27 protein-coding genes are annotated in these 19,295 nt (G+C 62.9%); 9 read left to right on the top strand and 18 right to left on the bottom strand.

Annotation, left to right across the window (positions count from 1 at the left end):
- Window positions 1-6: 6 nt before the first annotated feature.
- Complete coding sequence (locus NKH49_RS24530) at window positions 7-519, bottom strand: DinB family protein (RefSeq protein WP_352928304.1); 513 nt, start codon at window positions 517-519, stop codon at window positions 7-9.
- 73 nt (window positions 520-592) lie between these two features.
- Here NKH49_RS24530 and NKH49_RS24535 point away from each other — a divergent pair, with 73 nt between their 5' ends.
- The 5 genes from NKH49_RS24535 to NKH49_RS24555 all read left to right on the top strand — a co-directional run bounded on the left by NKH49_RS24535 (window position 593) and on the right by NKH49_RS24555 (window position 4,226).
- The gene (locus NKH49_RS24535; protein WP_352928306.1) at window positions 593-1,303 is read left to right on the top strand and encodes a glutathione S-transferase family protein; all 711 of its coding nucleotides are present in this window, start codon (window positions 593-595) and stop codon (window positions 1,301-1,303) included.
- A 313-nt stretch (window positions 1,304-1,616) separates the two neighbouring features.
- Entirely contained in the window at window positions 1,617-2,252 is a 636-nt protein-coding gene (gene bluB / locus NKH49_RS24540; protein WP_352617690.1) for a 5,6-dimethylbenzimidazole synthase, read from the top strand.
- Between the two features lie 61 nt (window positions 2,253-2,313).
- Window positions 2,314-2,697, top strand: coding sequence for a DUF1905 domain-containing protein (locus NKH49_RS24545; RefSeq protein WP_352928308.1), 384 nt, complete (start codon window positions 2,314-2,316; stop codon window positions 2,695-2,697).
- 239 nt (window positions 2,698-2,936) lie between these two features.
- On the top strand, window positions 2,937-3,359 hold the full coding sequence (gene ndk / locus NKH49_RS24550; RefSeq protein WP_023677669.1) for a nucleoside-diphosphate kinase: 423 nt from the start codon (window positions 2,937-2,939) through the stop codon (window positions 3,357-3,359).
- 258 nt (window positions 3,360-3,617) lie between these two features.
- On the top strand, window positions 3,618-4,226 hold the full coding sequence (locus NKH49_RS24555; protein ID WP_352457647.1) for a class I SAM-dependent methyltransferase: 609 nt from the start codon (window positions 3,618-3,620) through the stop codon (window positions 4,224-4,226).
- A gap of 75 nt (window positions 4,227-4,301) precedes the next feature.
- Here the strand turns inward: NKH49_RS24555 and NKH49_RS24560 are convergent, their stop codons facing one another.
- The 8 genes from NKH49_RS24560 to NKH49_RS24595 all read right to left on the bottom strand — a co-directional run bounded on the left by NKH49_RS24560 (window position 4,302) and on the right by NKH49_RS24595 (window position 9,911).
- Window positions 4,302-4,571 (bottom strand): hypothetical protein, encoded by a 270-nt coding sequence (locus NKH49_RS24560; RefSeq protein ID WP_023677671.1) that lies wholly within the window; start codon window positions 4,569-4,571, stop codon window positions 4,302-4,304.
- A gap of 193 nt (window positions 4,572-4,764) precedes the next feature.
- Entirely contained in the window at window positions 4,765-5,313 is a 549-nt protein-coding gene (locus NKH49_RS24565; protein ID WP_352928310.1) for an META domain-containing protein, read from the bottom strand.
- A 7-nt stretch (window positions 5,314-5,320) separates the two neighbouring features.
- Window positions 5,321-5,536: a YbaY family lipoprotein gene (locus NKH49_RS24570; RefSeq protein ID WP_352928312.1), complete on the bottom strand. Its 216-nt coding sequence runs from the start codon at window positions 5,534-5,536 to the stop codon at window positions 5,321-5,323.
- An 84-nt stretch (window positions 5,537-5,620) separates the two neighbouring features.
- Entirely contained in the window at window positions 5,621-6,100 is a 480-nt protein-coding gene (locus NKH49_RS24575) for a molybdenum cofactor biosynthesis protein MoaE (protein WP_352472601.1), read from the bottom strand.
- 3 nt (window positions 6,101-6,103) lie between these two features.
- Window positions 6,104-6,361 carry a molybdopterin converting factor subunit 1 gene (moaD, locus tag NKH49_RS24580; RefSeq protein ID WP_023677674.1) on the bottom strand — a complete coding sequence of 86 codons (258 nt, stop codon included), beginning with the start codon at window positions 6,359-6,361 and terminating at the stop codon, window positions 6,104-6,106.
- A 1-nt stretch (window position 6,362) separates the two neighbouring features.
- A complete protein-coding gene (gene pgsA, locus NKH49_RS24585) occupies window positions 6,363-6,959 on the bottom strand; it encodes a CDP-diacylglycerol--glycerol-3-phosphate 3-phosphatidyltransferase (protein WP_352481786.1) in 597 nt (198 codons plus the stop codon).
- 100 nt (window positions 6,960-7,059) lie between these two features.
- On the bottom strand, window positions 7,060-9,138 hold the full coding sequence (gene uvrC / locus NKH49_RS24590; RefSeq protein WP_352685006.1) for an excinuclease ABC subunit UvrC: 2,079 nt from the start codon (window positions 9,136-9,138) through the stop codon (window positions 7,060-7,062).
- Entirely contained in the window at window positions 9,135-9,911 is a 777-nt protein-coding gene (locus NKH49_RS24595; RefSeq protein WP_352472599.1) for an SDR family oxidoreductase, read from the bottom strand. Before NKH49_RS24595 ends, uvrC begins: the two co-directional genes overlap by 4 nt.
- 419 nt (window positions 9,912-10,330) lie before the next feature.
- On the opposite strand from NKH49_RS24595, the gene NKH49_RS24600 reads away from it, so the two are divergent.
- Window positions 10,331-10,981, top strand: coding sequence for an outer membrane protein (locus tag NKH49_RS24600; RefSeq protein WP_292662341.1), 651 nt, complete (start codon window positions 10,331-10,333; stop codon window positions 10,979-10,981).
- Between the two features lie 77 nt (window positions 10,982-11,058).
- On the opposite strand, the gene NKH49_RS24605 is transcribed toward NKH49_RS24600, so the two are convergent.
- From NKH49_RS24605 to NKH49_RS24615, 3 genes are all read right to left on the bottom strand, one after another.
- Window positions 11,059-11,655 carry a glutathione S-transferase family protein gene (locus NKH49_RS24605; RefSeq protein WP_352472598.1) on the bottom strand — a complete coding sequence of 199 codons (597 nt, stop codon included), beginning with the start codon at window positions 11,653-11,655 and terminating at the stop codon, window positions 11,059-11,061.
- Window positions 11,656-12,141: 486 nt separating this feature from the next.
- The gene (locus NKH49_RS24610; protein WP_352617675.1) at window positions 12,142-12,549 is read right to left on the bottom strand and encodes a hypothetical protein; all 408 of its coding nucleotides are present in this window, start codon (window positions 12,547-12,549) and stop codon (window positions 12,142-12,144) included.
- A gap of 494 nt (window positions 12,550-13,043) precedes the next feature.
- Window positions 13,044-13,574 (bottom strand): DinB family protein, encoded by a 531-nt coding sequence (locus tag NKH49_RS24615; protein WP_352928315.1) that lies wholly within the window; start codon window positions 13,572-13,574, stop codon window positions 13,044-13,046.
- Window positions 13,575-13,636: 62 nt separating this feature from the next.
- On the opposite strand from NKH49_RS24615, the gene NKH49_RS24620 reads away from it, so the two are divergent.
- Window positions 13,637-14,272, top strand: coding sequence for a TetR/AcrR family transcriptional regulator (locus NKH49_RS24620; protein ID WP_352617669.1), 636 nt, complete (start codon window positions 13,637-13,639; stop codon window positions 14,270-14,272).
- 38 nt (window positions 14,273-14,310) lie between these two features.
- Here NKH49_RS24620 and NKH49_RS24625 read toward each other — a convergent pair whose 3' ends face one another.
- A complete protein-coding gene (locus NKH49_RS24625; protein WP_352617666.1) occupies window positions 14,311-15,063 on the bottom strand; it encodes a sulfite exporter TauE/SafE family protein in 753 nt (250 codons plus the stop codon).
- Between the two features lie 117 nt (window positions 15,064-15,180).
- Between NKH49_RS24625 and NKH49_RS24630 the strand changes: the two genes are divergently transcribed.
- Entirely contained in the window at window positions 15,181-15,540 is a 360-nt protein-coding gene (locus tag NKH49_RS24630; protein WP_352617663.1) for a VOC family protein, read from the top strand.
- A 36-nt stretch (window positions 15,541-15,576) separates the two neighbouring features.
- Here NKH49_RS24630 and NKH49_RS24635 read toward each other — a convergent pair whose 3' ends face one another.
- From NKH49_RS24635 to NKH49_RS24650, 4 genes are all read right to left on the bottom strand, one after another.
- A complete protein-coding gene (locus NKH49_RS24635; RefSeq protein WP_023677684.1) occupies window positions 15,577-16,029 on the bottom strand; it encodes a hypothetical protein in 453 nt (150 codons plus the stop codon).
- A gap of 124 nt (window positions 16,030-16,153) precedes the next feature.
- Entirely contained in the window at window positions 16,154-17,002 is an 849-nt protein-coding gene (locus tag NKH49_RS24640) for a 23S rRNA (adenine(2030)-N(6))-methyltransferase RlmJ (RefSeq protein ID WP_352541655.1), read from the bottom strand.
- Window positions 16,999-17,610 (bottom strand): hypothetical protein, encoded by a 612-nt coding sequence (locus NKH49_RS24645; protein ID WP_352928317.1) that lies wholly within the window; start codon window positions 17,608-17,610, stop codon window positions 16,999-17,001. Before NKH49_RS24645 ends, NKH49_RS24640 begins: the two co-directional genes overlap by 4 nt.
- A 4-nt stretch (window positions 17,611-17,614) precedes the next feature.
- A complete protein-coding gene (locus tag NKH49_RS24650) occupies window positions 17,615-18,286 on the bottom strand; it encodes a TetR/AcrR family transcriptional regulator (protein WP_352617654.1) in 672 nt (223 codons plus the stop codon).
- Window positions 18,287-18,371: 85 nt separating this feature from the next.
- On the opposite strand from NKH49_RS24650, the gene NKH49_RS24655 reads away from it, so the two are divergent.
- Window positions 18,372-18,839, top strand: coding sequence for a carboxymuconolactone decarboxylase family protein (locus NKH49_RS24655; protein ID WP_352617651.1), 468 nt, complete (start codon window positions 18,372-18,374; stop codon window positions 18,837-18,839).
- A gap of 37 nt (window positions 18,840-18,876) precedes the next feature.
- Here NKH49_RS24655 and NKH49_RS24660 read toward each other — a convergent pair.
- The coding region (locus tag NKH49_RS24660) for a phosphotransferase (RefSeq protein WP_352928319.1) at window positions 18,877-19,295 on the bottom strand (419 nt) is incomplete at its 5' end.

A 19,295-nucleotide genomic window follows, 5' to 3' on the forward strand; every position in this document is an offset into this window, starting at 1 on the left:
CCAGGTTCAGGCGAAAGCCCTGCCCTCCTCGCTGCGCTGGAACATCGTCAGGTCCAGTCCGAGGCTTGGCTTGCCCAGAATGGTCAGGATCGCATGCGCCTGGCCGCGGTGGTGGGTCTGGTGGTTGAAGAAGTGGTCGAGCGCCGGCGCCAGCCGCTGCGAGACGGTGCGCATATCCAAGACGGTCATGTAGGAGAAGCGGCCCGACAGCGCCTTGTCGCTCAGGCCGTCGACCCAGTCGATGATCCGTTTGTCCTCGGCCTCGCGCGCCAGCCGCAAGCCTGGCAAGGCGCGGTGCAGGACCGTGTCGAGCCTTGCCGGCGCGTCGCCCTCGCCGGTGAAGCGTTTCATCCAGATACGGTCGGCTGCCAGGAGGTGGTTGAGCGTTCCCATCATCGAACCGAAGAAGACGCCGACATTGCGGTCGAACTCTTCCTCGTCGAGATCGGCGGCGGCATCGTAGATGCGGCCGTTGGCCCATTGATTGTAGGCCGCAAACATCCTGAAATGCTGTTTCATTTTCTCCCGACCTGCGAGACCCCCTGCGCGGGTCCGTTTCGGGCATAGTTAGACTGCAAGGACGCTGCCGCCAATGACCATTCTGCTCTATGACCTTGTCGGACGCGATGCCGCCCGCCCATTCAGCCCACATTGCTGGAAGGCGGCGATGGCGCTGGCCCACAAAGGGCTCGACATCACCAGCGTGCCGACCCGTTTCGTCGAAGTGCCGAAGGTGGAAGGCGGCGTCTCGAAGCTCGTTCCGGTGATCCGAGACGGCGAGACGGTGGTCGCCGATTCCTTCGCCATCGCGCTCTATCTCGAGGAGGCCTATCCTGAGCGGCCGACATTGTTTTCCGGCGACGGCGGCAAGGCGACGGCGCGCCTCATCGAACGCTGGTCGCAGCTGACCATCCATCCCTACGTCACCACCGCTGCGATACTGGACCTGCACGCTATGCAGGACGAGGCGAACGCCGCCTATTTCCGGCAGAACCGCGAGCAGCGCTTCGGCAAGCGCCTGGAGGCGGTTTACGCCACCCGCGACGCCGGGCTCGCCGGCTTCCGCGCCTCGCTGGAGCCGCTGCGCTCGATGCTTGGCTATCAGCCCTTCATCGGCGGCCGGTCGCCGCTATTTGCCGACTACATCGTTTTCGGCGCGCTGCAATGGGCGCGCATCGCCACGCCCTACCGGCTGCTCGACGACAGCGACGTCGTGGCGCAATGGTTCGAACGATGCCTCGATCTGCATGGCGGCCTCGGCCGCAACGTCGCGGCGGCAGCGATCGCCCCGCTCGAGAGTTGAAATCGGCAGTTTTTATCGGAGGCGCCACATTTTGTTCTTGCTTTGTGCCGGCAGCTATGCTACTAATCTCGATATGGTGATGATTCGCACCGACGCCCGCCCGGCCTGCCGAGGCGGGTTTTGTTTTGCCGATCGAGGTCCAACGGCGTTGCCGGCAGGGATGTCGTCCGGCCTTAGCTGCAAGTTGCCAGCCGGCGAAATGCGACAATGCGGGTAGACGAAGTGTCGCTCGAAGCGCCTCATCAGTGCCTGGATCGAAGCAAACAAGACGAACATCCGGCGAACCGGGCAATCACAACAAAGGCAGCGCGCCATGACGGCAAACCCAGAGTTCCCGGCCGATTTTCGCGCTGCGCTCGCCAACCTTTTCCTGTGGCGGCGCGACGTCAGGCGGTTCAAGCCGACGCCGCTCCCCGATGGAGCGCTGGAGCGGCTGCTCGAGCTTGCCAGCGCCGCGCCGTCCGTCGGGCTGAGCCAGCCCTGGCGCTTCGTCGTCGCCGAGAGCGAAGCATGCCGCGCCGCCGTCAGGGCCTGCTTCGAGCGCTGCAACGCGGAGGCACTCCAAACCTTTTGCGGTGAACGCGCCGCCCTGTATTCGCGCCTGAAGCTTGCCGGCCTGAATGAGGCGCCCTGCCAGCTTGCGGTTTTCGCCGACCGCGCAACCGAGCAAGGACATGGGCTCGGCCGCCAGACCATGCCGGCCACCATAGACTATTCGGCTGTCATGGCGGTCCACACGATGTGGCTGGCGGCGCGGGCCGAAGGAATAGGCATGGGCTGGGTCTCGATCCTCGATCCGGCGGAGATGGCGACGATCCTGGATGTGCCGCCGGAGTGGACGCTGATCGGTTACTTCTGCATCGGCTATCCCTCGGAGGAACACAGCGTGCCGGAACTGGAACGGGAAGGCTGGGAAACCCGGCGGCCGTCTATCGTGACAAGGCGGTAGTGGAATGGCGGCGCTGCGCGGGGAAGAATGACTCCTCCCTGCAGGGCTGTGGATGTCATGGATGGTTTCGCCGATCGTCAGCATTGCCAGCAAGACACACCATGGCAAAGCCAGTCGTGACGGGCTTGACCTGAGGGAAGGGCATAGAATGTTTCGCTACGACATGCAGGCCGAGATCTGGGTCTATCCGGGCAAGGGCGGCTGGCATTTCGTGACGCTGCCGCCGGAGCTTGGAGCCCGGATCAAGACGGCGATGGTGGGGATGGCAAGGCCCTGGGGCTCGCTTGGCGTGGAAGCCGTCATCGGCCAGACCAGATGGCGGACATCGCTGTTTCCCGACCAGAAATCCGGCAGCCTGCTCTTGCCGATCAAGACCGCGGTGCGGGTCCGCGAAGGCCTCGGGGCTGGCGACACGGCCAACCTGACGATCGAGATGCAGTTATGACGACGTTGTGTCAGGCTGACGACGACGCGCTATAGCCCAGTCGGTCGGATCCAAAGTGAGTACGGTTTCTGGAAAATCCGATGCTCAACAAAAAGATGAGCGGCGGCATGGTTCGACTTGAAAGTCCGCCGCCCCAGCGCAGAAATGCGCGCTGCGCCGGCCTCCCCTTGGCAAGCCGGCGGGCGGCTTGTATAGAGCCCGCCACCCTCAATTCCACTCTCCATGACAAGGACGATCCCATGGCGCTCGAACGCACTTTTTCCATGATCAAGCCGGACGCGACCCGTCGCAATCTCACCGGCGCTATCACCAAGATACTGGAAGATGCCGGCCTGCGCGTCGTCGCTTCGCGCCGGGTGTGGATGAGCCGCCGCGAGGCGGAAGGTTTCTATGCCGTCCACAAGGAGCGTCCGTTCTTCGGCGAGCTGGTCGAATCCATGTCGTCGGGCCCGACAGTCGTGCAGGTACTGGAAGGCGAGAACGCCATTGCCAAGAACCGCGAAGTGATGGGCGCCACCAATCCGGCAAGCGCCGCCGAAGGCACCATCCGCAAGCTGCACGCGCTGTCGATCGGTGAGAATTCCGTGCACGGTTCCGATGCGCCGGAAACCGCCGCGCAGGAGATCAAATACTGGTTCTCGGACACCGAGATCGTCGGCTGAGCCGGCATCCCGAACCCCATCAAGAAGGCCGGCACAACGCCGGCCTTTTTTGCTAAAGCGCGTCGCGTTCGACCGGCCTCCTGCGACGCGTGTCAGGTTTCTTGTCTTGATGCATATCGGTATCGCAAAACCGCTGCACAGTTTTGCGCGACATGCAGTAGCCGACATTTTCAGCTTCAGGCTCCTCGACCGGTCACGGGTGCGTTAAGCTCGGAGCGGCGGATCAAACGCGGTCCCGACAATGGAGCCGACCAGGCCATGACCAGCACCATTCCCGGTTTCTTCCAAGGCACCGAAATGCCAACCGGCGGCTGGTGGGAAGCGCTGTGGCCCGAGCCCGCCAGCGTCCTGGCGGCGGTCGGCATGAAGCCCGGCACGGACGTGGTCGATCTCTGCTGCGGCGACGGCTGGTTCACGCTGCCAATCGCCAGGGTCGCCCGTCATGTAATCGCTATCGACATTGATGCCGATCTGCTCGAAGTCGCCAGGCGGCGGCTGGCCGAAGGAGGCGCTGGCAATTGCGAGTTTTTGGCGGGGGACGCCTATGACCTTGCCAGGCTGGTGCCTCAAACCGTCGACTTCGTCTTTATCGCCAACGCTTTCCACGGCGTTCCGGATCGGCCGCGGCTTGCCCGCGCCGTGCGCGCGACGCTTGGCCCTGCGGGTCGTTTTGCCATCGTCAACTGGCACCAGTATCCGCGCGAGCAAACCACGGTCCTGGGCGAGCCGCGCGGGCCAAAGACCGAGCTGAGGCTGTCACCCGAACAGACCACCGCGTCGGTGGAAGCGAGCGGGTTCAAGCTCGCCGAGCTGGTTGATGTGCCGCCCTATCACTATGGCGCGGTATTCAAACTCGCGACGAATTGAGAAATATCGCATGAGATGCGGCATCGTCGCCCGATACATGTCGCCCGCCGCCCCCTAGCGGCGGGTTCTGCCAGTCTATTTCGCCTCGCGTTCCTTCACGTTCGCATGTTCGTTCGCCGCTTCCGTGTCGGTGGACGGGGTCTTGGTCTCTTCACCTGAAAACGGGCTGCCCTGCCCCGGTGCGAGATCGCCGCTATGGCCGGCCTTGTTGGTCTGGAACGGTTGGCTGTCCGCTTTGAGACCGTGGTCAAGAGCATTGACGAGATGGTCGTCCGCCTTGGCAAGGCCGGTAAAGGCAAGGAGCGATGCACCGGTGGCGGCAAGGATAAGCGTGTGCGTTTTCATGTCTGGACTCCTTTGAGTTAAGGCCAGAACGAGCCGCAGCCATTCTGGCGGCTTCAACGAAGGGACAAACGTCCCTTTTGCCTTACCCGCCATTCATGAAGAACTAACGCGCCCCCTGCCCGGCCTATTCCCGCTGAAACACAACGTGATCGGCATGCGGCTGCCGCGCGGGCCAATCGGCGCGGACTAAGCGCTAGCTCGCGGCGTTGAAGCGCAGGATGTCGCGGCCGTCTCTGTCGGCGATGACAAGCTTGCCGGCGTCGACGTGGTAGGATGCTGCTTTGGCCAGCGCCTCGAACAGCGCCTTTTCCTCGGCCATGACCTGAGGCGCGCAGGCCTTGAAGGTCGAGCCGATGTCGCTGACGGCGATCGTCGAGCCGTCTACCTTGGCAGTGGCGAAATAGACGTTGCAAGGGCCGCTGCCGCCGGCCTTGCCGGCTTCGCTGATGCGGAATGTCGCCCGTGGCTCGGCAATCACGCCGACACCGTCGATATATTCGACCAGCCAGCTTTGGCCGAACACGGAGGCTGCCGCCGGCTCGTCGCCCGGCGCCGCCATTTTCAGCATGATGGTCTGTGGCGCGTCGCTGAGCGGGTCGACCTGATGGCGCGCATCTGTGACGAACAGCAGCCGGTCGTCGACAGTGATGCGCGCCTGCAGCGCGTAGGTCATATCAGGCCGGATCACCTGCGGGTCGAAGCTGATCTCGAACTTGATCGGCACCTGGCCGGCCGGCACCACCTTGCGCTCACCGATGATTGCGGCCGGCGCGTCCGTCGGCCAGCGACACGTCGGCAAGCTGCACGGAAAGCACGGCATTGGGCGGCAGCGCGATGCGCTCGCGATACATCACCTCGCCCTTGAGGGTCTTTTCGGCAGCCGCGGAATGATCCGGGACGGCTAGGATGCCGACGGCCAGCGGCACCAGTCCGAAGATGAAGAACTCGGCGATCCTGTCCAGCATGATCCTGCTCCCCTTCCGGCGAAGGGTCTCGCAGGATTGCGGTCAATGAATGGCTGGCCGGGTATGGATGGCTGTCGCAGGGATTTATTTCGACGGCGGCTGCTTCCAGCGGCCCGCCGCCTTGTCGTCGGCATCCTTGGCGTCGACCCAGCCGCCCTCGGAACCGTCGCTATGGTGTTCCTTTTTCCAGAACGGCGCCCGTGATTTCAAATAGTCCATCAGGAAATTCGCGGCCTCGAACGCCGCCTGCCGGTGGGCGGAAGCCGCCACTACCAGCACGATGTTTTCGCCGGGCGCGATCTTGCCGTGGCGATGGATCGCGGTGAGCCCCTGCAGCGGCCAGCGCTCGATTGCCTCGCCGGCGATGCGGGATATCTCGGCTTCCGCCATGCCGGGATAATGTTCGAGCTCGAGCGCCGAGAGCCTGCCTTGCTCGTCGCGGCAAAGGCCGGAGAAGGTCACCACAGCGCCGATATCGTTGCGACCCCTGGTCAGCCTGGCGATCTCGGCGGCGACGTCGAAATCCTCCGCCTGGATGCGCACGACCGGCACCACCGCGGACATGGTTCAGCCACCGGTCATCGGCGGGAACAGCGCGATCTCGCGCGCGCCGGCGATCTTCTCGCGGTGCTCGACATGTTCCTGGTTGATGGCGACGCGGATCACGTCAGGATATTGCAGCGCGTTCTCGTACTCCTCGCCGCGCGATTTCAGCCAGCGCAACAGGTCGGCGACCGTTTCGATGCCGGCCGGCAGTTCGACCTCTTCCTCCGGTCTGCCGATCCGCTCGCGCACCCAGGCGAAATAGATGAGCTTCGTCGACATTTTATTCATCCATGATGTGCTTGAGGCCGGCGCGGAAATAGTCGTAGCCGGTGTAGAGCGTCACCAGGGCTGCGATCCACAGCAGCACCAGCCCGGTCTGGGTGGTCAGCGGGAAGATCTTGTCGCCGGCGGGACCTGCAAGCAGGAAGGCGATGGCGATCATCTGGATGGTGGTCTTCCATTTGGCGAGCTGCGTCACCGGAACCGAGACCTTCAAGGCCGCCAGATATTCGCGCAGGCCCGAGACCAGGATCTCGCGGCACAGGATGATGATCGCGGCCCATAGCGACCAGCCGGCGATGCCGGCATGGCGGTCGGTGTCGGCGGCAAGCAGCAGCAGGCAAGTGGCGACGAGCAGCTTGTCGGCGATCGGGTCGAGCATCTTGCCGATGTTGGAGGTCTGCTGCCAGGCGCGCGCCAGATAGCCGTCGAAGTAATCGGTGATCGAGGCGAGCAGGAAAATGATGAGCGCCGACCAGCGCGCGAAGTCGCTCGATTTCAGATGCCCTTCCAGGAAGAAGCACAGCACCACCAGCGGCACCGCCAGGATGCGGGCATAGGTGAGCATGTTGGGCAGGTTGAATGCGCGCTGAGCCATGTTTTGGGAACTCTTTCTGCCTGCTTAGTCAAATCAGAAGCGAATGTGGGGGGTCAACAGGCCAGAATCGATTAGCCAGCCGAAATGTCGGCAATACGTCTTAGCTCTCGTGAAAATGATTGTAGACCAATTTCGCCACCTGCTCGGAAATGCCGTCGACCTTGACCAGGTCCTCGACGGCGGCACGGCTGACCGCCTTGGCCGTGCCGAAATGCATCAGCAGCGCGCGCTTGCGACCGGGTCCGATGCCGCTGATCTCGTCGAGCGGGCTCTTGACCATCTCCTTCTTGCGGCGGGCGCGGTGCGAACCGATGGCGAAGCGATGGACCTCGTCGCGCAGCCGCTGGACGAAATAGAGCACCGGATCGCGAACGGGCAGCGAGAATGGGGCCTTGCCCTTGACGAAGAAGCGTTCGCGGCCGGCATCGCGGTCCTGACCCTTGGCGATGCCGATGGCCACGACGCGGTCCTCGATGCCGAGATCGGCGAGGATCTCGCGCACCGCCGTCATCTGGCCCTGGCCGCCGTCGATGAGGATGACGTCGGGCCAGGCGGGGAAGCCGCCCGCGTCCTCGATATCGTCGCCCGGTTCGGTAGGGCTCGCCTCGCCCGCGCCCTCGGTTTGCGGGGCGTCGCCATGTTCCTTCAACAGCCGCGAAAAGCGCCGCTGCATCACCTCGCGCATCATGCCGAAATCGTCGCCCGGCGTGATCTCGGTCGAGCGGATGTTGAACTTTCGATACTGGTTCTTCACAAAACCTTCCGGCCCGGCGACGACCATGGCGCCGACGGCGTTGGTGCCCATGATGTGCGAGTTGTCATAGACCTCGATGCGCACCGGCGGTTTTTCCAGGCCGAAGGTCTCAGCAAAGCCAGTGAGCAGCCGCGCCTGGGTCGAGGTTTCGGCGAGCCGCCGGCCGAGCGCCTCGCGCGCGTTCTGCAGCGCGTTGTCGGTCAGGTCCTTCTTCTCGCCGCGCTGCGGCACGGAGATTGACACCTTGCGGCCGGCGCGGGTGGAGAGGGCCTCCGCCAGCAATTCCTGGTCCTCGACGCCATGCGACAACAGGATGGTGCGTGGCGTCGGCTTGTCGTCGTAGAACTGCGCCAGGAACGATCCCAGCACCTCGCCGGCTTCGAGCGCCGGATCGGCCTTGGGAAAATAGGCGCGGTTGCCCCAGTTCTGGCCGGTGCGGAAGAAGAACACCTGGATGCAGACCTGGCCGCCCTCCTGATGGATGGCGAAGACATCGGCCTCGTCGACGGTCTGCGGATTGATGCCTTGATGGCTCTGCACATGCGACAGCGCCGCCAGCCGATCGCGATAGATGGCGGCGCGTTCGAAATCGAGGTTCTCCGAAGCCTGCTGCATGGCGGCGGAGATCTCCGTCTTCACCTTCTGGCTGCGGCCGGAGAGAAAATCCCTCGCCTCGGCGACAAGCCTTGCATAGTCGCCGTGCGAGATTTCGCCGGTGCACGGGCCGGCGCAGCGCTTGATCTGGAACAAAAGGCAAGGCCGGGTGCGGTTCTCGTAGAAGGAGTCGGTGCAGCTCCTGAGCAGGAAGGCGCGCTGCAGCGAGTTGATGGTACGGCCAACTGCGCCGGCCGAGGCGAAGGGGCCGAAATAGTCGCCCTTGCGCGAGCGCGCGCCGCGGTGCTTGTAAATACCGGGCGAGACATGGTCGCCGGTCAACAGGATATAGGGGAACGACTTGTCGTCGCGCATCAGCACGTTGAAGCGTGGCCGCAAGCGCTTGATGAGGTTGGCTTCAAGCAGCAGCGCTTCGATCTCGGTGCGGGTGACGACGAACTCCATCGTCGATGTCTCGCGCACCATGCGGCCGATACGGCTGGTGTGGAACCGGCCTTGCGCGTAGCTGGTGACCCGCTTCTTCAGGCTGCGTGCCTTGCCGACATAGAGCACGTCGCCGGCGGCATTCATCATGCGGTAGACGCCGGGCGCATTGGGCAGCCGCTTTACCAGCGTCTGGATCACCTCGGCGCCGACCATGCCGTCGGCGTCGCCGGCATGCGGGGTCCAGTCGATGGCGGTGAAGGTAACGTCCGGACCGCTGGCTGCAGGCTCGACGACCTCCTCGGCCGCCTCGTCCTCGAGGTCGATTTCGGGCGGCAGGTCGTCGGCGCCACCGCGCGTTTTTTGTTTCTGGTCCATGGGGCTCATTCCGTCATGCCTGTCACATCGGGCGTCTGCCATGCAAGATGCTGGCCGCCGTCAAGCGCGATCATCTGGCCGGTGACCGAGCGTGCCGCCCAGAGATAACGGATAGTGGCACCGAATTCCGGCAATTCCGGGCCGCGTTTCAGGATCAGCCCGGCAATCTGAGCATCGAAATCGCTGTCGTGCTGGCGCGTGTTCTTCAAGGTCGGGCCAGGACCAATGGCGTTGACACGGATGCGGGGACCCAGCGCCTGCGCCATCATCTCGGTCGCCGCCCACAACGTCGACTTCGACAGCGCATAGGAGAAATAACGCGGCGTCGGCCGCCAGACGCGCTGATCGATCATGTTGACGATCAGCCCCTCACTGTTCTGCGGCAAGGCCCGGGCGAAAGTCTGTGCCAACAGCGCCGGCGCCTTGACGTGCATGGCGAAATGGCGATCCCAGGCCGGCCAGTCGAAATCCTCAACGCTGTCGTGCTCGAACAGCGAGGCGTTGTTGACCAGCAGCGACACCGGCCCGAGCGCCGCCGCCGCGCGACCGACCAGGTTGCTGACGGCGTCCATCTCGGTCAGGTCGGCAGCAATCACTGCGGCCCGGCCATGTCGACCAAAATGACCACTGTTGATTTCGGCCGCCAGTGCCTCCGCCTCGGCCAGCGAGCGATTGCAGTGAATGGCGACGGCAAAACCATGCGCGGCAAGATCTTCGACGATCGCCCTGCCGATCCGTTTCGCACCGCCCGTCACCAGTGCCGTCGCGGCGACCTTGCTCATCTGTCAATCCTTAATCCGATGCCGATTCCGGCCTGCCGGGATCGCGCCGGCAAATTATGGCCCGCCAAGCGTTAAATCCCATTTCCACCTGGGGCAGGATTGTGGCAAAGTGCCCGGTGGGCGTTTTGGCTCGACCGGAATTCGGGCCAGCCCGCCCGCAATATAGGGCTCTGGAGCCCTTACACCAAGCCGTGTGCAGTGCAGCACGGCGAACCTGCTGACATTCGCTGTTGCGAAGATGCAACGTCAAGGTTCTGCCTCATTCGTGCCAGGGAATGACCCAAGTTCAGGTTCGCTTCAGCCGCATTTCGACACGACATTTGGAACCGTTGAACGCCGGATCCGTTTCATCCCCCGGACGGGTTGAGGGCGCTCATAAACAACAAGCCTGTGTCCTGTGGCTTAAGGAGTAAAGAACAATGCAAGCCAATCTTAAATTTGCGCGACCGCTCGCGGTGGCGTTTGGGCTGTTCGCCCTCGGCGGAACCGCCTATGCCGCGGACGTGGTTCAGGAAGAGCCGCCGGCACCTGCCCCGATCGCAGAACTTCCGGTCGCATCCTGGGCCGGTCCCTATGCCGGTGTGAGCGTCGGCTACGGCTTCGCTGGCCACGCCAAAGCCAAAGACATTGGCGTCGACGTCGACACCAAGGGTTTTGTCGGCGGCGTCTTCGGCGGCTATAACTGGCAACAGGAGAACTTCGTCTACGGTGCCGAAGCCGATATCGGCTACAACGGCGTCAAGGGCGACGATGCCGGCATCGAGGCCAAGGGTGGCTTCGAGGGCTCGCTGCGTGCCCGCCTCGGCTACGCTGTCACCCCGGACATCCTGCTCTACGGCACCGCCGGTGGCGCGCTGAAGAACCAGAAGATTGAAGCTGCCGGCGTAAGCGACACCAACACGCAGTTTGGCTGGACAGCCGGCGTCGGTACCGACATCAAGATCACCGACAATGTGTTCGGCCGTGTCGAGTATCGTTACACGGACTTCGGCAGGAAGGACTTCGACGGTATCGGCAAGGTCAAGTCGACCGACAATCGCGTCACTTTCGGCGTCGGTATGAAGTTCTAAGTCGTCCAAGCCACGACACGAAAAAGCCGGGCCTCGCGCCCGGCTTTTTTTGTGGCACCGGTTGGGGCCGCCCGCCCTCAAGCCGGGATGGCGGGCTTCAGCTCCGGGAATTTCTCGTCGAAGCGTGCCGCCCAGCGCGTCAGCCGGCCGCGGCCCTTTTCCCATTTTCCAGCGAAGCGCAGCGAGAGATAGCCGAGGCAGGCGCGCAATGCGATCTGGCCGAGGGTGATTTTCTTCGGCAGCTTCGGCGGGTTTGCGTTGAGCAGATCGAGCGCGTCCGAAATCTTCGTCCACTGGCGCTCGAGCCAAGGCTGGTAGACCATCTCTTCCGGCCGTGTGCGCCGCTCGTAGACCATCGACAGCGCGCAGTCGCAGATGCCGTCGGCCAATGCCTCCAGCACCTCCGCCTCGAGGCGCTTGTCGGGATTGCGCGGAAACAATGCGTTCTTCGACATCCGGTTGAGATGCTGGGTGATGGCGCGACTGTCATGGACCGAGCGGCCGTCGTCGAGCACCAGCACCGGGATCTTGCCGAGCGGATTGGCGCCGATCAGCGCGGCCGGTCTTTCCTCGGTCTTTATCGGCACGAGATCGACGGCGATGCCGGCATGAAGTGCTGCCATGCGCACCTTGGAACTGTAGGGAGAAGTAGACGCGTAGAGCAGTCTGGGCATTGTCGATTCCTGTTTGCCGGCTACAGCTCCATATGCCCCATTGGACGCGCAAAGGATGCGGTAGCATTGTGACTTCGTGCATGACCCTCACCGAAAATCGATTCCGACAGGGGCTCGTGCATGGGCACCGTTGACCGATCATGCAGGGTTCATCAACGGCCAGAGGCGGAAAACCGCGCCGCCAGCGTACAACCATTGTCTCGCGTTCGGATGCGATGAATCGGAGGTGCGTCGGCAGACGCGAGCACGTCGGACAATCCAGATCCGAGCAACTACCAACTAGGCCTTGCACCGAAGGTTTGGTTTTGGCAGCCACAAAAATCCCACCGGACTTCGCCGCACGGCGAAGTCCTGGGAGCTGCGAAAAGATGTCTTCCTCCCGCCTCTTTCTCGTCCTGCCCGACCGTCAGCCAGCAAGCGAGGCGCCTATTAGGCATCCCGCCATGGCTGTCTTGAGTACTGTCCCCGGCGATCGGAGAACGGCGACTACTTCTTGGCCTTCGCCTTTGCGGGCGCTGCCTTCGGCTTGGCCGCGGGCGCTGCTTTCTTCACTGCTGCAGAAGATTTCGCAGCGGCGGCCTTTGCCGGTGCTGCCTTCTTCGCAGCGGGCTTCGCCACGGCCTTTGCAGCCGGCTTCTTGGCCGGTGCAGCCTTGGCCTTGGCCGGTGCTGCTTTCGCCTTGGCAGGTGCTGCTTTCTTCACGGCCGGTTTTGCCGCGGCCTTGGCGGCCGGCTTTTTGGCCGGCGCTGCTTTTGCCTTAGGCGCGGCGGCTTTCGCTTTGGCCGCGGGTGCTGCTTTCTTCACAGCAGTTGCGGCCTTTGCCGCGGCTGCTTTTGCCGGTGCTTTCTTTGCCGGTGCCTTGGATGCCGGCGCTTTGGATGACTGCTTAGCCATATCATGCCCCTTCCGTTGTGCCGACGGCCGTTATTGACCCGGCGCGCATTGCATATCTGACTCGCGGCTTGCTAGCCAGCGAAGCATTAGAATGATTTTTGCAGCTTAAGTTTCGGTTACGGCGAGCGCGCGACCATTTTACCCGCGCAAAAACCGGCTGCGAATCTTTGTGTCCCGCAGCGAAGTCCTGCGACAGAAATTCTGGTCGCTCTATCTCGACCGGTCTTCTCGTCAAGCTCAGGACCTTTTCGACCAGCTTTGCGCTTCAACGTCCGACGCTCAGCGCGAACATTGTCAAGAGCGAAGGCGGTCGCCCGCCTCGTCTTGTTCGAAACGATAAACTACAGGTAAGTAGGAAGCAACGCGACGAGCACGCCGCTGCACTATCTTGCACGACGCGATGAAAGTAAGCAGACAGCTCGCATTTCTGAAGGACAGGATATCGTTCGATAGATCCGGTCGAGCCGACCGCGTGATCGAATGCGCTCGGCCGTTCAGGCGCCGAGCGGCTCACGGCTCATCTGCAGCCGGCGCGAAGGCTCGGCCCTGTGGAGATGGACGGCGAAGGTATCCCATGGCGGCATGACCGAAATCTGCGCCAGGATGCGCCCCGCTTCACCGCGATGATAGCCGCCGTGCAGTACGACGTGGGTCAGCATTTCCTGTCGCGACATCAATGCCTTATCCCCGTCGGTGAACACGAATGCGACGGGCTCGGACAGCTGCCGCGACGAAACGGTTTCGAGATAATCGAGATACCAGCGATCGGTCGCTGCGACCGCGGCGCGAAGTTCGTCGAACGCCGGCGTGTCCTCGGTGGTGTCGGCGGAGTAGCCATGGCTTGCGTCAACAAGGTGCGCCGAGAATATCCGCGACACCAGATGGCTGTGATCGACGAGCCGTATCACGGCCTGCCGTTCCTTGCCGTGAACATGCGGGTCGAGATTCGCCAGCTTTTCCAGCAGTTCGTCGTTGGCCCAGACCTGATAGGCAAACAGGCTGCGAAGCAGAGCGAGCGTATTCATGGTCGGTGTCCTTTTCCGGAAATGCGAGTATGTTGTTTATATTTTCAGGAGAATGGGCGAACGTGTCTACTCGCATTGCAAAACCGCATCCGCGCATGCGCAAACAGCCGCGCCAGGCGCGTTCCAGGGCAACCGTCGAGGCGATCATCGAGGCGGCGGCTCATGTTCTGAGCGGGCTGGGGTGGGCCGGCTTCACCACCAACAAGGTTGCCGAGACAGCAGGTGTAAGCATCGGCACGCTCTACCAGTATTTTCCCGACAAGCTTTCCCTGCTCGCCGCCGTCCGGCGCCGTCACTTCGATCATGTGCTGTCAGTCATTCGCGATTCGGCGGAAGACCAAAAGCCGCTCAGGAAATTCGCGCAGGAGCTGGTGCGCGGCATGATCGCCGCGCACAGCATTCACCCGACACTACATCAGGTGCTGCTCGACAAGGCGCCGGGCGATCGCGGCTCCAGGGCCGCCCATGCTTCGTTCCAGGCACAATACCTCAATCACTATGCGACTGCTGTCGCCACTTATCGCAAGCCAAGGAAAGGCGCCGACACGGAGGCCGTGGCGCGCGTGCTGTCGTCAGCGATCGAAGGTGTGATCCACAACGCGGCACGCCGGAACATGCTCGCCGCGCCGGAGCTGCAAAAGCAACTCGTCGAACTGATCTGCGCCTACCTATCGGGAGCGGGCCGTATCGGTCGATAGCGCATGGCACGGCGGAAGTCGGGATTTCTGTGTGTCGTTCAAACCCGGATTATGAGGTGCGGCAAGGACGATGCCAACAATGCCGCACCTGATGCGGCCAAGAGTGTGAGGACGATCTTTCGAAAAGTCGTCTCGCTAACGCCGATGTAGAGTCTCGCGCCAAGGAGTGTCGGTATCAACATCGCCGGCGCGACGACGGCAAACATCGGCAGCATTTCGAGCTTGATCTTTCCGGCCGCAAGATAGGCAGCCATCGTCATGGAGAGGGTCACAAGGTTGAAATTCTGGATAACAATACGCTGCCTGTCCTTTTCCCATTGGCGCAGCACGCACCACAGCGTTGGAACCGGGCCGGTGAAGCCGCCAAGTCCACCCATGATGCCGCCGACCAGACCTATTGCGCCGTCTGCAACAGGACCTCCGACCGTGATGGGAGGGAGGCGACGCGCAAAGAGCATCAAGGGACACCAAACGACCAGCAGCGCGCCGAAGACCAGCTTGAACAACTGCACATCCAGCAAGGGCAGGATGGCGACACCGACCGGAATCCCTAAGGTCCCGCCGATCAGGAAGGGCAGCAGAAGCCTGAGATCAAAACCCCGGCGGACGGTGACGGCAGCGATGATCTGACCGGTGAGCGCCCCAAAGACCGCCATGGCAGCAGCAAGCTGGGGCTCCACGGTCCAAACCCAAATCGACATGGCAACCAGGCTGAAAGCGAACCCGGAAAGCCCCTGGACGAAGCCTGCAACGACCGCGCCGAGAGCAACAGTATAAACAAGCGAATCCATGTGGTGCTGTTTCCCCCGCAAAATGATCGATGTGGTCGGTTGGCGTTGACATGCATGGAAGTCTCCGATTTTCGCAACCTCGTCCGACCTTGGACCCTCAACACCAGAGAGGTATGAATGTCCTCCTTGCCGAGCTTGGCATTTGTCACATGGTTTTCGGCTGATCCCAGATCAGCCGCGGCTTTCTACGCGAATTTTGGAATTGTCTTCAGGCAAGAGCAGCATGGCTCCGGTCCGATACATTTCGCGTTCCAAGGTGAAGGGCTTGCGATCGAACTCTACCCGGCAGAAGCAACGACGCCGGAAGGAGCGGGAACGATGATCGGCTTCGAAGTCGCCAACGCAGATGAAGCTGCTTCTGCCGCCAAGGCCAACGGCCTTGGAATCATTGCGGACGTCAAGGCGACGGCTATGGGCCGACGTGTGATCGTCCGTGATCCTGATGGCCGTCAGGTGTTCCTTTTCTCGACCACCTAAGTGACGCAACAATCCGTCGGGATCGGAAAGCGCTGGTCAGCGCAGGACGCGGCAGCGGCCGTTGTAGACCATCCAGCGGTCGAAGCCCGAGACGCAGAATTCGACATTGTCGCCGATCGAGGCAAAGCCCTGGCCTTCTTCGATCAGGTACCAGATGGTGCGAGCGCCGCCATCGGAGAGGCTGACGGTGGCGCCGCAATAACGGCGGCCGATCGGCCAGGTGTCGTCGGCCGGCAGATAGCGATGCTGGTGGATGCGCTGGAAGTCGACGATCTGCACATCCGGCAGATGCGGCACGTGATGCACCTGATAGGAGAAGCGGTCGGTGATCTTGTTCAGCACCCAGGCCTCGCCGCAGACGCCGCTATCCTCGTCGGTATAGATTGCAAGGTCGGCCGCCTGGACTGCCTGGGTGACGCCAAGAGGCGCGGCCAGCGGCGTGCAAAAGGCGAGCAGTGCGGCAAGGGCGGATTGGGCGAAGCGAGTCATGGCAGCCTCTCAAGGTCGACTGCGCGCACTGTGCGGATTCGCTGACGCGCGGTCAAGCGGTTGTAGCGACCGTGGTTGTGGTGACGATGGTTGCGCTGACGGAACGGCAGGGCCACGCCTCAAACTACTCTCCCGCCAGCCAATCCAGCGTCCAGTGCGACGGCTGCTCAAGTGCAAGCAGCCGGTGCAGCGCCGGCAGCAGCGTCCGTAACTCACCCTCCAGCGTGAAGGGCGGATTGACCACCACCATGCCGCAGCCGTCGAGGCTCGGCTCGACGGCGTCCGGCCTGATCTCAAAACCGATGTCGAGCAGCTTCGAAATGCCCGTCTGCTTCAGCGCCTTGCGGAAGGCGGCGACCGCCCTGCGGTCCTTGAGCGGATACCACAGCGCGTAAATCCCTCCTGGCCAGCGCCGATGGGCTCTTTGCAGCCCGTCGACCAAGCGACCGAATTCGCCCTCTTCCTCGAAAGGCGGATCGATGAGCACGAGGCCGCGCTTTTCCTTTGGCGGCAGATGCGCGCCGAGCGCCAGCCACCCGTCGAGCTCGATCACCCGGGTCTGGAAGTCACCGTCGAACAGCGACTTCAGCCTGGCGGCATCCTTAGGATGCAGCTCGACCGCCGACAGCCGGTCCTGCTTGCGCATCAGGTGCCGGGCGATCAGCGGCGAACCCGGGTATTTTTTCACGCCGCCGTCCGGATTGAGCGAGCGGACGGCTTCAAGATACGGCGCCAGCAGTGCTGCCGCCGGCGCATCGAGGGCCGCATCGACGAGCCGGCCGATGCCGCCTTGCCATTCGCCGGTCTTTTGCGCTTCGGTCGACGACAGATCGTAGCGGCCGATCCCGGCATGGGTGTCGATGACCCGAAACGCCTTGTCCTTCTGTTTCAGATATTCGATCAGCCGGCTGAGCACGACATGCTTGACGACGTCGGCGAAGTTCCCGGCATGGTAGGCGTGGCGATAGTTCAATTGGAGCCCCTGCCCCAGCGCGGCGGTGGCGGCTGCGAGTTCGGATTTTCCGGCTGACGGCCTCCGAAACGGAATGCCAGCACCAGCCCGACCAGGCCGGCCGCCATCAGGGAAAAACCGACCGGGCGCGCCCGGCGGTCGACCTCGCCGGCCCCCGAGCGCAGGACGAGATCGACGGCCCGCATCGGAATGCCTTCGGCGTCGCCCGGACCGACGGTGAAGATGTAGGAACCAGGGGTAACGGTCGGGATCAGGCCGGCCTCGTCGCGAAAGATCCTGTCCGGCAGTTGCGGGCTGACCTGGCGCGGATTGTCGGAGTGATTGAACTGCAGCGTCGAGGCGAGCACCGTCCTGCCGCCGGTGGCGGCAGTGAGGGTCAACACAGTGCGCTGCTGCGAGACGATGCGCTCGGCTCTCGCCGTAAGGTCGACCAGCACGCGTAGCGGCCCGTCGCGTGCGCTCAGGGGCACGGTCACCGGCTTGAACCGGCCCCGGTCGTAAACCCGCCAGGTGCCGATCTCATGGCCGGAGAAATTGGTCATCGCCCAAGGATAGACGACGCCGATGCCGGTACCGATGAGCAGTATCAGAGCGAACAGGGAGCGCATGACGTCAAGACCCGGTGTTCGGCGCGCTGGCGCAGTCGCGGGCGTTCTCCATTTCGTCCAGGAGCATGTCAAGGCCGAGATCAAACGTCCGGTCGAACTCGGCGGTGCCGAAATAACGTCCGGCCGCAGCTACTTTTGGAAAATCCTGCGCCAGTTGCTCGTCGCTGACGATGGTCACGGCCGAAGGCCCCTTTGCATAGCCGGCAGTCTCGTCGAGGATGGCACCCATCAGATAATAGCCGGTGGTGCGGAACAGCCGCGCACCCAGTTCCGGTCCGAAGCCGCCGGCCTCGAACAGGCCAAGGATGCCGTTCAGCCAAGTGAGACAGGTCGGCGAATTCATCCGGTAGGTTACAAGGAACGTGGCAAAGGCCGGGTGCTCACGCGCGACGCGGCGGAAATCCTGCACGGCAATGCGTAACCTTTGTCGCCAAGGGAGGTCCGCGTCGGGCATTTCGAGGGAGCCGATCAGCCGATCCACCAAGGCTTCGAAGAGGTGCGCCACCGAAGGAAAGTGGTGATAGATGCTCATGGCTTCGCAGCCGAGTTCTGCCGCCAGCTTGCGCATCGAAAACCCGGCGAGGCCCTCGCTCTCGATCACCTTCAAAGCGGCATTCTCGATCATCTCGCGAGACAGCCGGCCGCGCGGTCGCTTTTTTTTGATCGATGTGTCCATGGTGCCGCTTGACAACTTACGCTGTAAGGTTCATTTTCGACGTTACCTTACACCGTAAGGCCAACAAACGCCAGAGGAGAATGTCATGTCTGCCTATCGTACTCTTTCATCAACGCATTCTTCCATCCGCCGCGCCTTCCTGCTCGCCGCCACCTGTGTGCTGACCCTGGCTGCAGCTCCTTCTTATGCCGATGAGTATGACGCGACCGTCAAGGACATCCAGTCGACCATGGGCGGGGTGCCCGGTTTCGTAAAGCAGTTCCCGAAAGCCGGTCTGCCCGGTGCATGGGCCGAGGTCAAGGCCATCCAGCTCAGCGACAAGACGGCGCTGCCGCCGAAGGTCAAGTCGCTGATCTCGCTGGCGGTGGCGGCGCAAATCCCGTGCAACTACTGTATCTGGTCGGACACGCAGGACGCCAAGCGCGCCGGCGCCACCGACGAGGAGATCCAGGAGGCGGTCGCCGTTTCAGCGCTGACCCGCCATTGGAGCACCATCTTCAACGGCATGCAGGTCGATTTCGATACGTTCAGGAAGGAGATGGGCGGGCAGTAATGCTTTCGTTATTAGAGCGGGACGCGTTCAGACTGAATTAGCCTTCCCGCTTCGACTGTTTTGTGTGATCCGCCAGCACCTCATCGATGACCCGCCACGATTTTTCCGCCTCGCGCTGGTTGCCGTCATGTCCCGAAGCGACGATCAGCGCCTTCCACAACGCCCAGCCCCGTGCGCGCGCCCAGCTGTGCTCGTCAAGGGCAATGGCGTCGCGGAACGCCTGACGGCTCTCGCCGTAAAATTCCGTCCACGCGATCACCAGATCACAGGCAGGATCGCCGATAGCCGAACTACCGAAATCGACGACCGCGTAGAGCTTGCCATCTTCGACGAGCAGATTGCCCGAGGCGACGTCGCCATGGACCCAGACCGGCGGCCCGTGCCCAAGCGACGCCAAGGCCGTAGCCCCCAACCCCACCCCGGCGGCCCTGTGGATGCGGCCGCCCCCCCCCCCCG

Source organism: Mesorhizobium sp. M1088 (assembly GCF_040318575.1).
In the GTDB taxonomy this organism is placed as follows: domain Bacteria; phylum Pseudomonadota; class Alphaproteobacteria; order Rhizobiales; family Rhizobiaceae; genus Mesorhizobium.

What these genes read in the sequence shown, in the direction of transcription:
- NKH49_RS24545 (WP_352928308.1), top strand. Translation starts at nt 2,314, where the DNA reads ATGGTTTCGCCGATCGTCAGCATTGCCAGCAAGACACACCATGGCAAA.
- NKH49_RS24535 (WP_352928306.1), top strand. Translation starts at nt 593, where the DNA reads ATGACCATTCTGCTCTATGACCTTGTCGGACGCGATGCCGCCCGCCCA.
- NKH49_RS24625 (WP_352617666.1), bottom strand. Translation starts at nt 15,063, where the DNA reads ATGGATTCGCTTGTTTATACTGTTGCTCTCGGCGCGGTCGTTGCAGGC.
- NKH49_RS24630 (WP_352617663.1), top strand. Translation starts at nt 15,181, where the DNA reads ATGTCCTCCTTGCCGAGCTTGGCATTTGTCACATGGTTTTCGGCTGAT.
- NKH49_RS24595 (WP_352472599.1), bottom strand. Translation starts at nt 9,911, where the DNA reads ATGAGCAAGGTCGCCGCGACGGCACTGGTGACGGGCGGTGCGAAACGG.
- pgsA (WP_352481786.1), bottom strand. Translation starts at nt 6,959, where the DNA reads ATGGCTCAGCGCGCATTCAACCTGCCCAACATGCTCACCTATGCCCGC.
- NKH49_RS24560 (WP_023677671.1), bottom strand. Translation starts at nt 4,571, where the DNA reads ATGAAAACGCACACGCTTATCCTTGCCGCCACCGGTGCATCGCTCCTT.
- ndk (WP_023677669.1), top strand. Translation starts at nt 2,937, where the DNA reads ATGGCGCTCGAACGCACTTTTTCCATGATCAAGCCGGACGCGACCCGT.
- bluB (WP_352617690.1), top strand. Translation starts at nt 1,617, where the DNA reads ATGACGGCAAACCCAGAGTTCCCGGCCGATTTTCGCGCTGCGCTCGCC.
- NKH49_RS24530 (WP_352928304.1), bottom strand. Translation starts at nt 519, where the DNA reads ATGAAACAGCATTTCAGGATGTTTGCGGCCTACAATCAATGGGCCAAC.
- NKH49_RS24575 (WP_352472601.1), bottom strand. Translation starts at nt 6,100, where the DNA reads ATGTCCGCGGTGGTGCCGGTCGTGCGCATCCAGGCGGAGGATTTCGAC.
- NKH49_RS24615 (WP_352928315.1), bottom strand. Translation starts at nt 13,574, where the DNA reads ATGAATACGCTCGCTCTGCTTCGCAGCCTGTTTGCCTATCAGGTCTGG.
- NKH49_RS24570 (WP_352928312.1), bottom strand. Translation starts at nt 5,536, where the DNA reads ATGCTGGACAGGATCGCCGAGTTCTTCATCTTCGGACTGGTGCCGCTG.
- NKH49_RS24605 (WP_352472598.1), bottom strand. Translation starts at nt 11,655, where the DNA reads ATGCCCAGACTGCTCTACGCGTCTACTTCTCCCTACAGTTCCAAGGTG.
- NKH49_RS24635 (WP_023677684.1), bottom strand. Translation starts at nt 16,029, where the DNA reads ATGACTCGCTTCGCCCAATCCGCCCTTGCCGCACTGCTCGCCTTTTGC.
- moaD (WP_023677674.1), bottom strand. Translation starts at nt 6,361, where the DNA reads ATGTCGACGAAGCTCATCTATTTCGCCTGGGTGCGCGAGCGGATCGGC.
- NKH49_RS24610 (WP_352617675.1), bottom strand. Translation starts at nt 12,549, where the DNA reads ATGGCTAAGCAGTCATCCAAAGCGCCGGCATCCAAGGCACCGGCAAAG.
- NKH49_RS24655 (WP_352617651.1), top strand. Translation starts at nt 18,372, where the DNA reads ATGTCTGCCTATCGTACTCTTTCATCAACGCATTCTTCCATCCGCCGC.
- uvrC (WP_352685006.1), bottom strand. Translation starts at nt 9,138, where the DNA reads ATGAGCCCCATGGACCAGAAACAAAAAACGCGCGGTGGCGCCGACGAC.
- NKH49_RS24555 (WP_352457647.1), top strand. Translation starts at nt 3,618, where the DNA reads ATGACCAGCACCATTCCCGGTTTCTTCCAAGGCACCGAAATGCCAACC.
- NKH49_RS24650 (WP_352617654.1), bottom strand. Translation starts at nt 18,286, where the DNA reads ATGGACACATCGATCAAAAAAAAGCGACCGCGCGGCCGGCTGTCTCGC.
- NKH49_RS24645 (WP_352928317.1), bottom strand. Translation starts at nt 17,610, where the DNA reads ATGCGCTCCCTGTTCGCTCTGATACTGCTCATCGGTACCGGCATCGGC.
- NKH49_RS24600 (WP_292662341.1), top strand. Translation starts at nt 10,331, where the DNA reads ATGCAAGCCAATCTTAAATTTGCGCGACCGCTCGCGGTGGCGTTTGGG.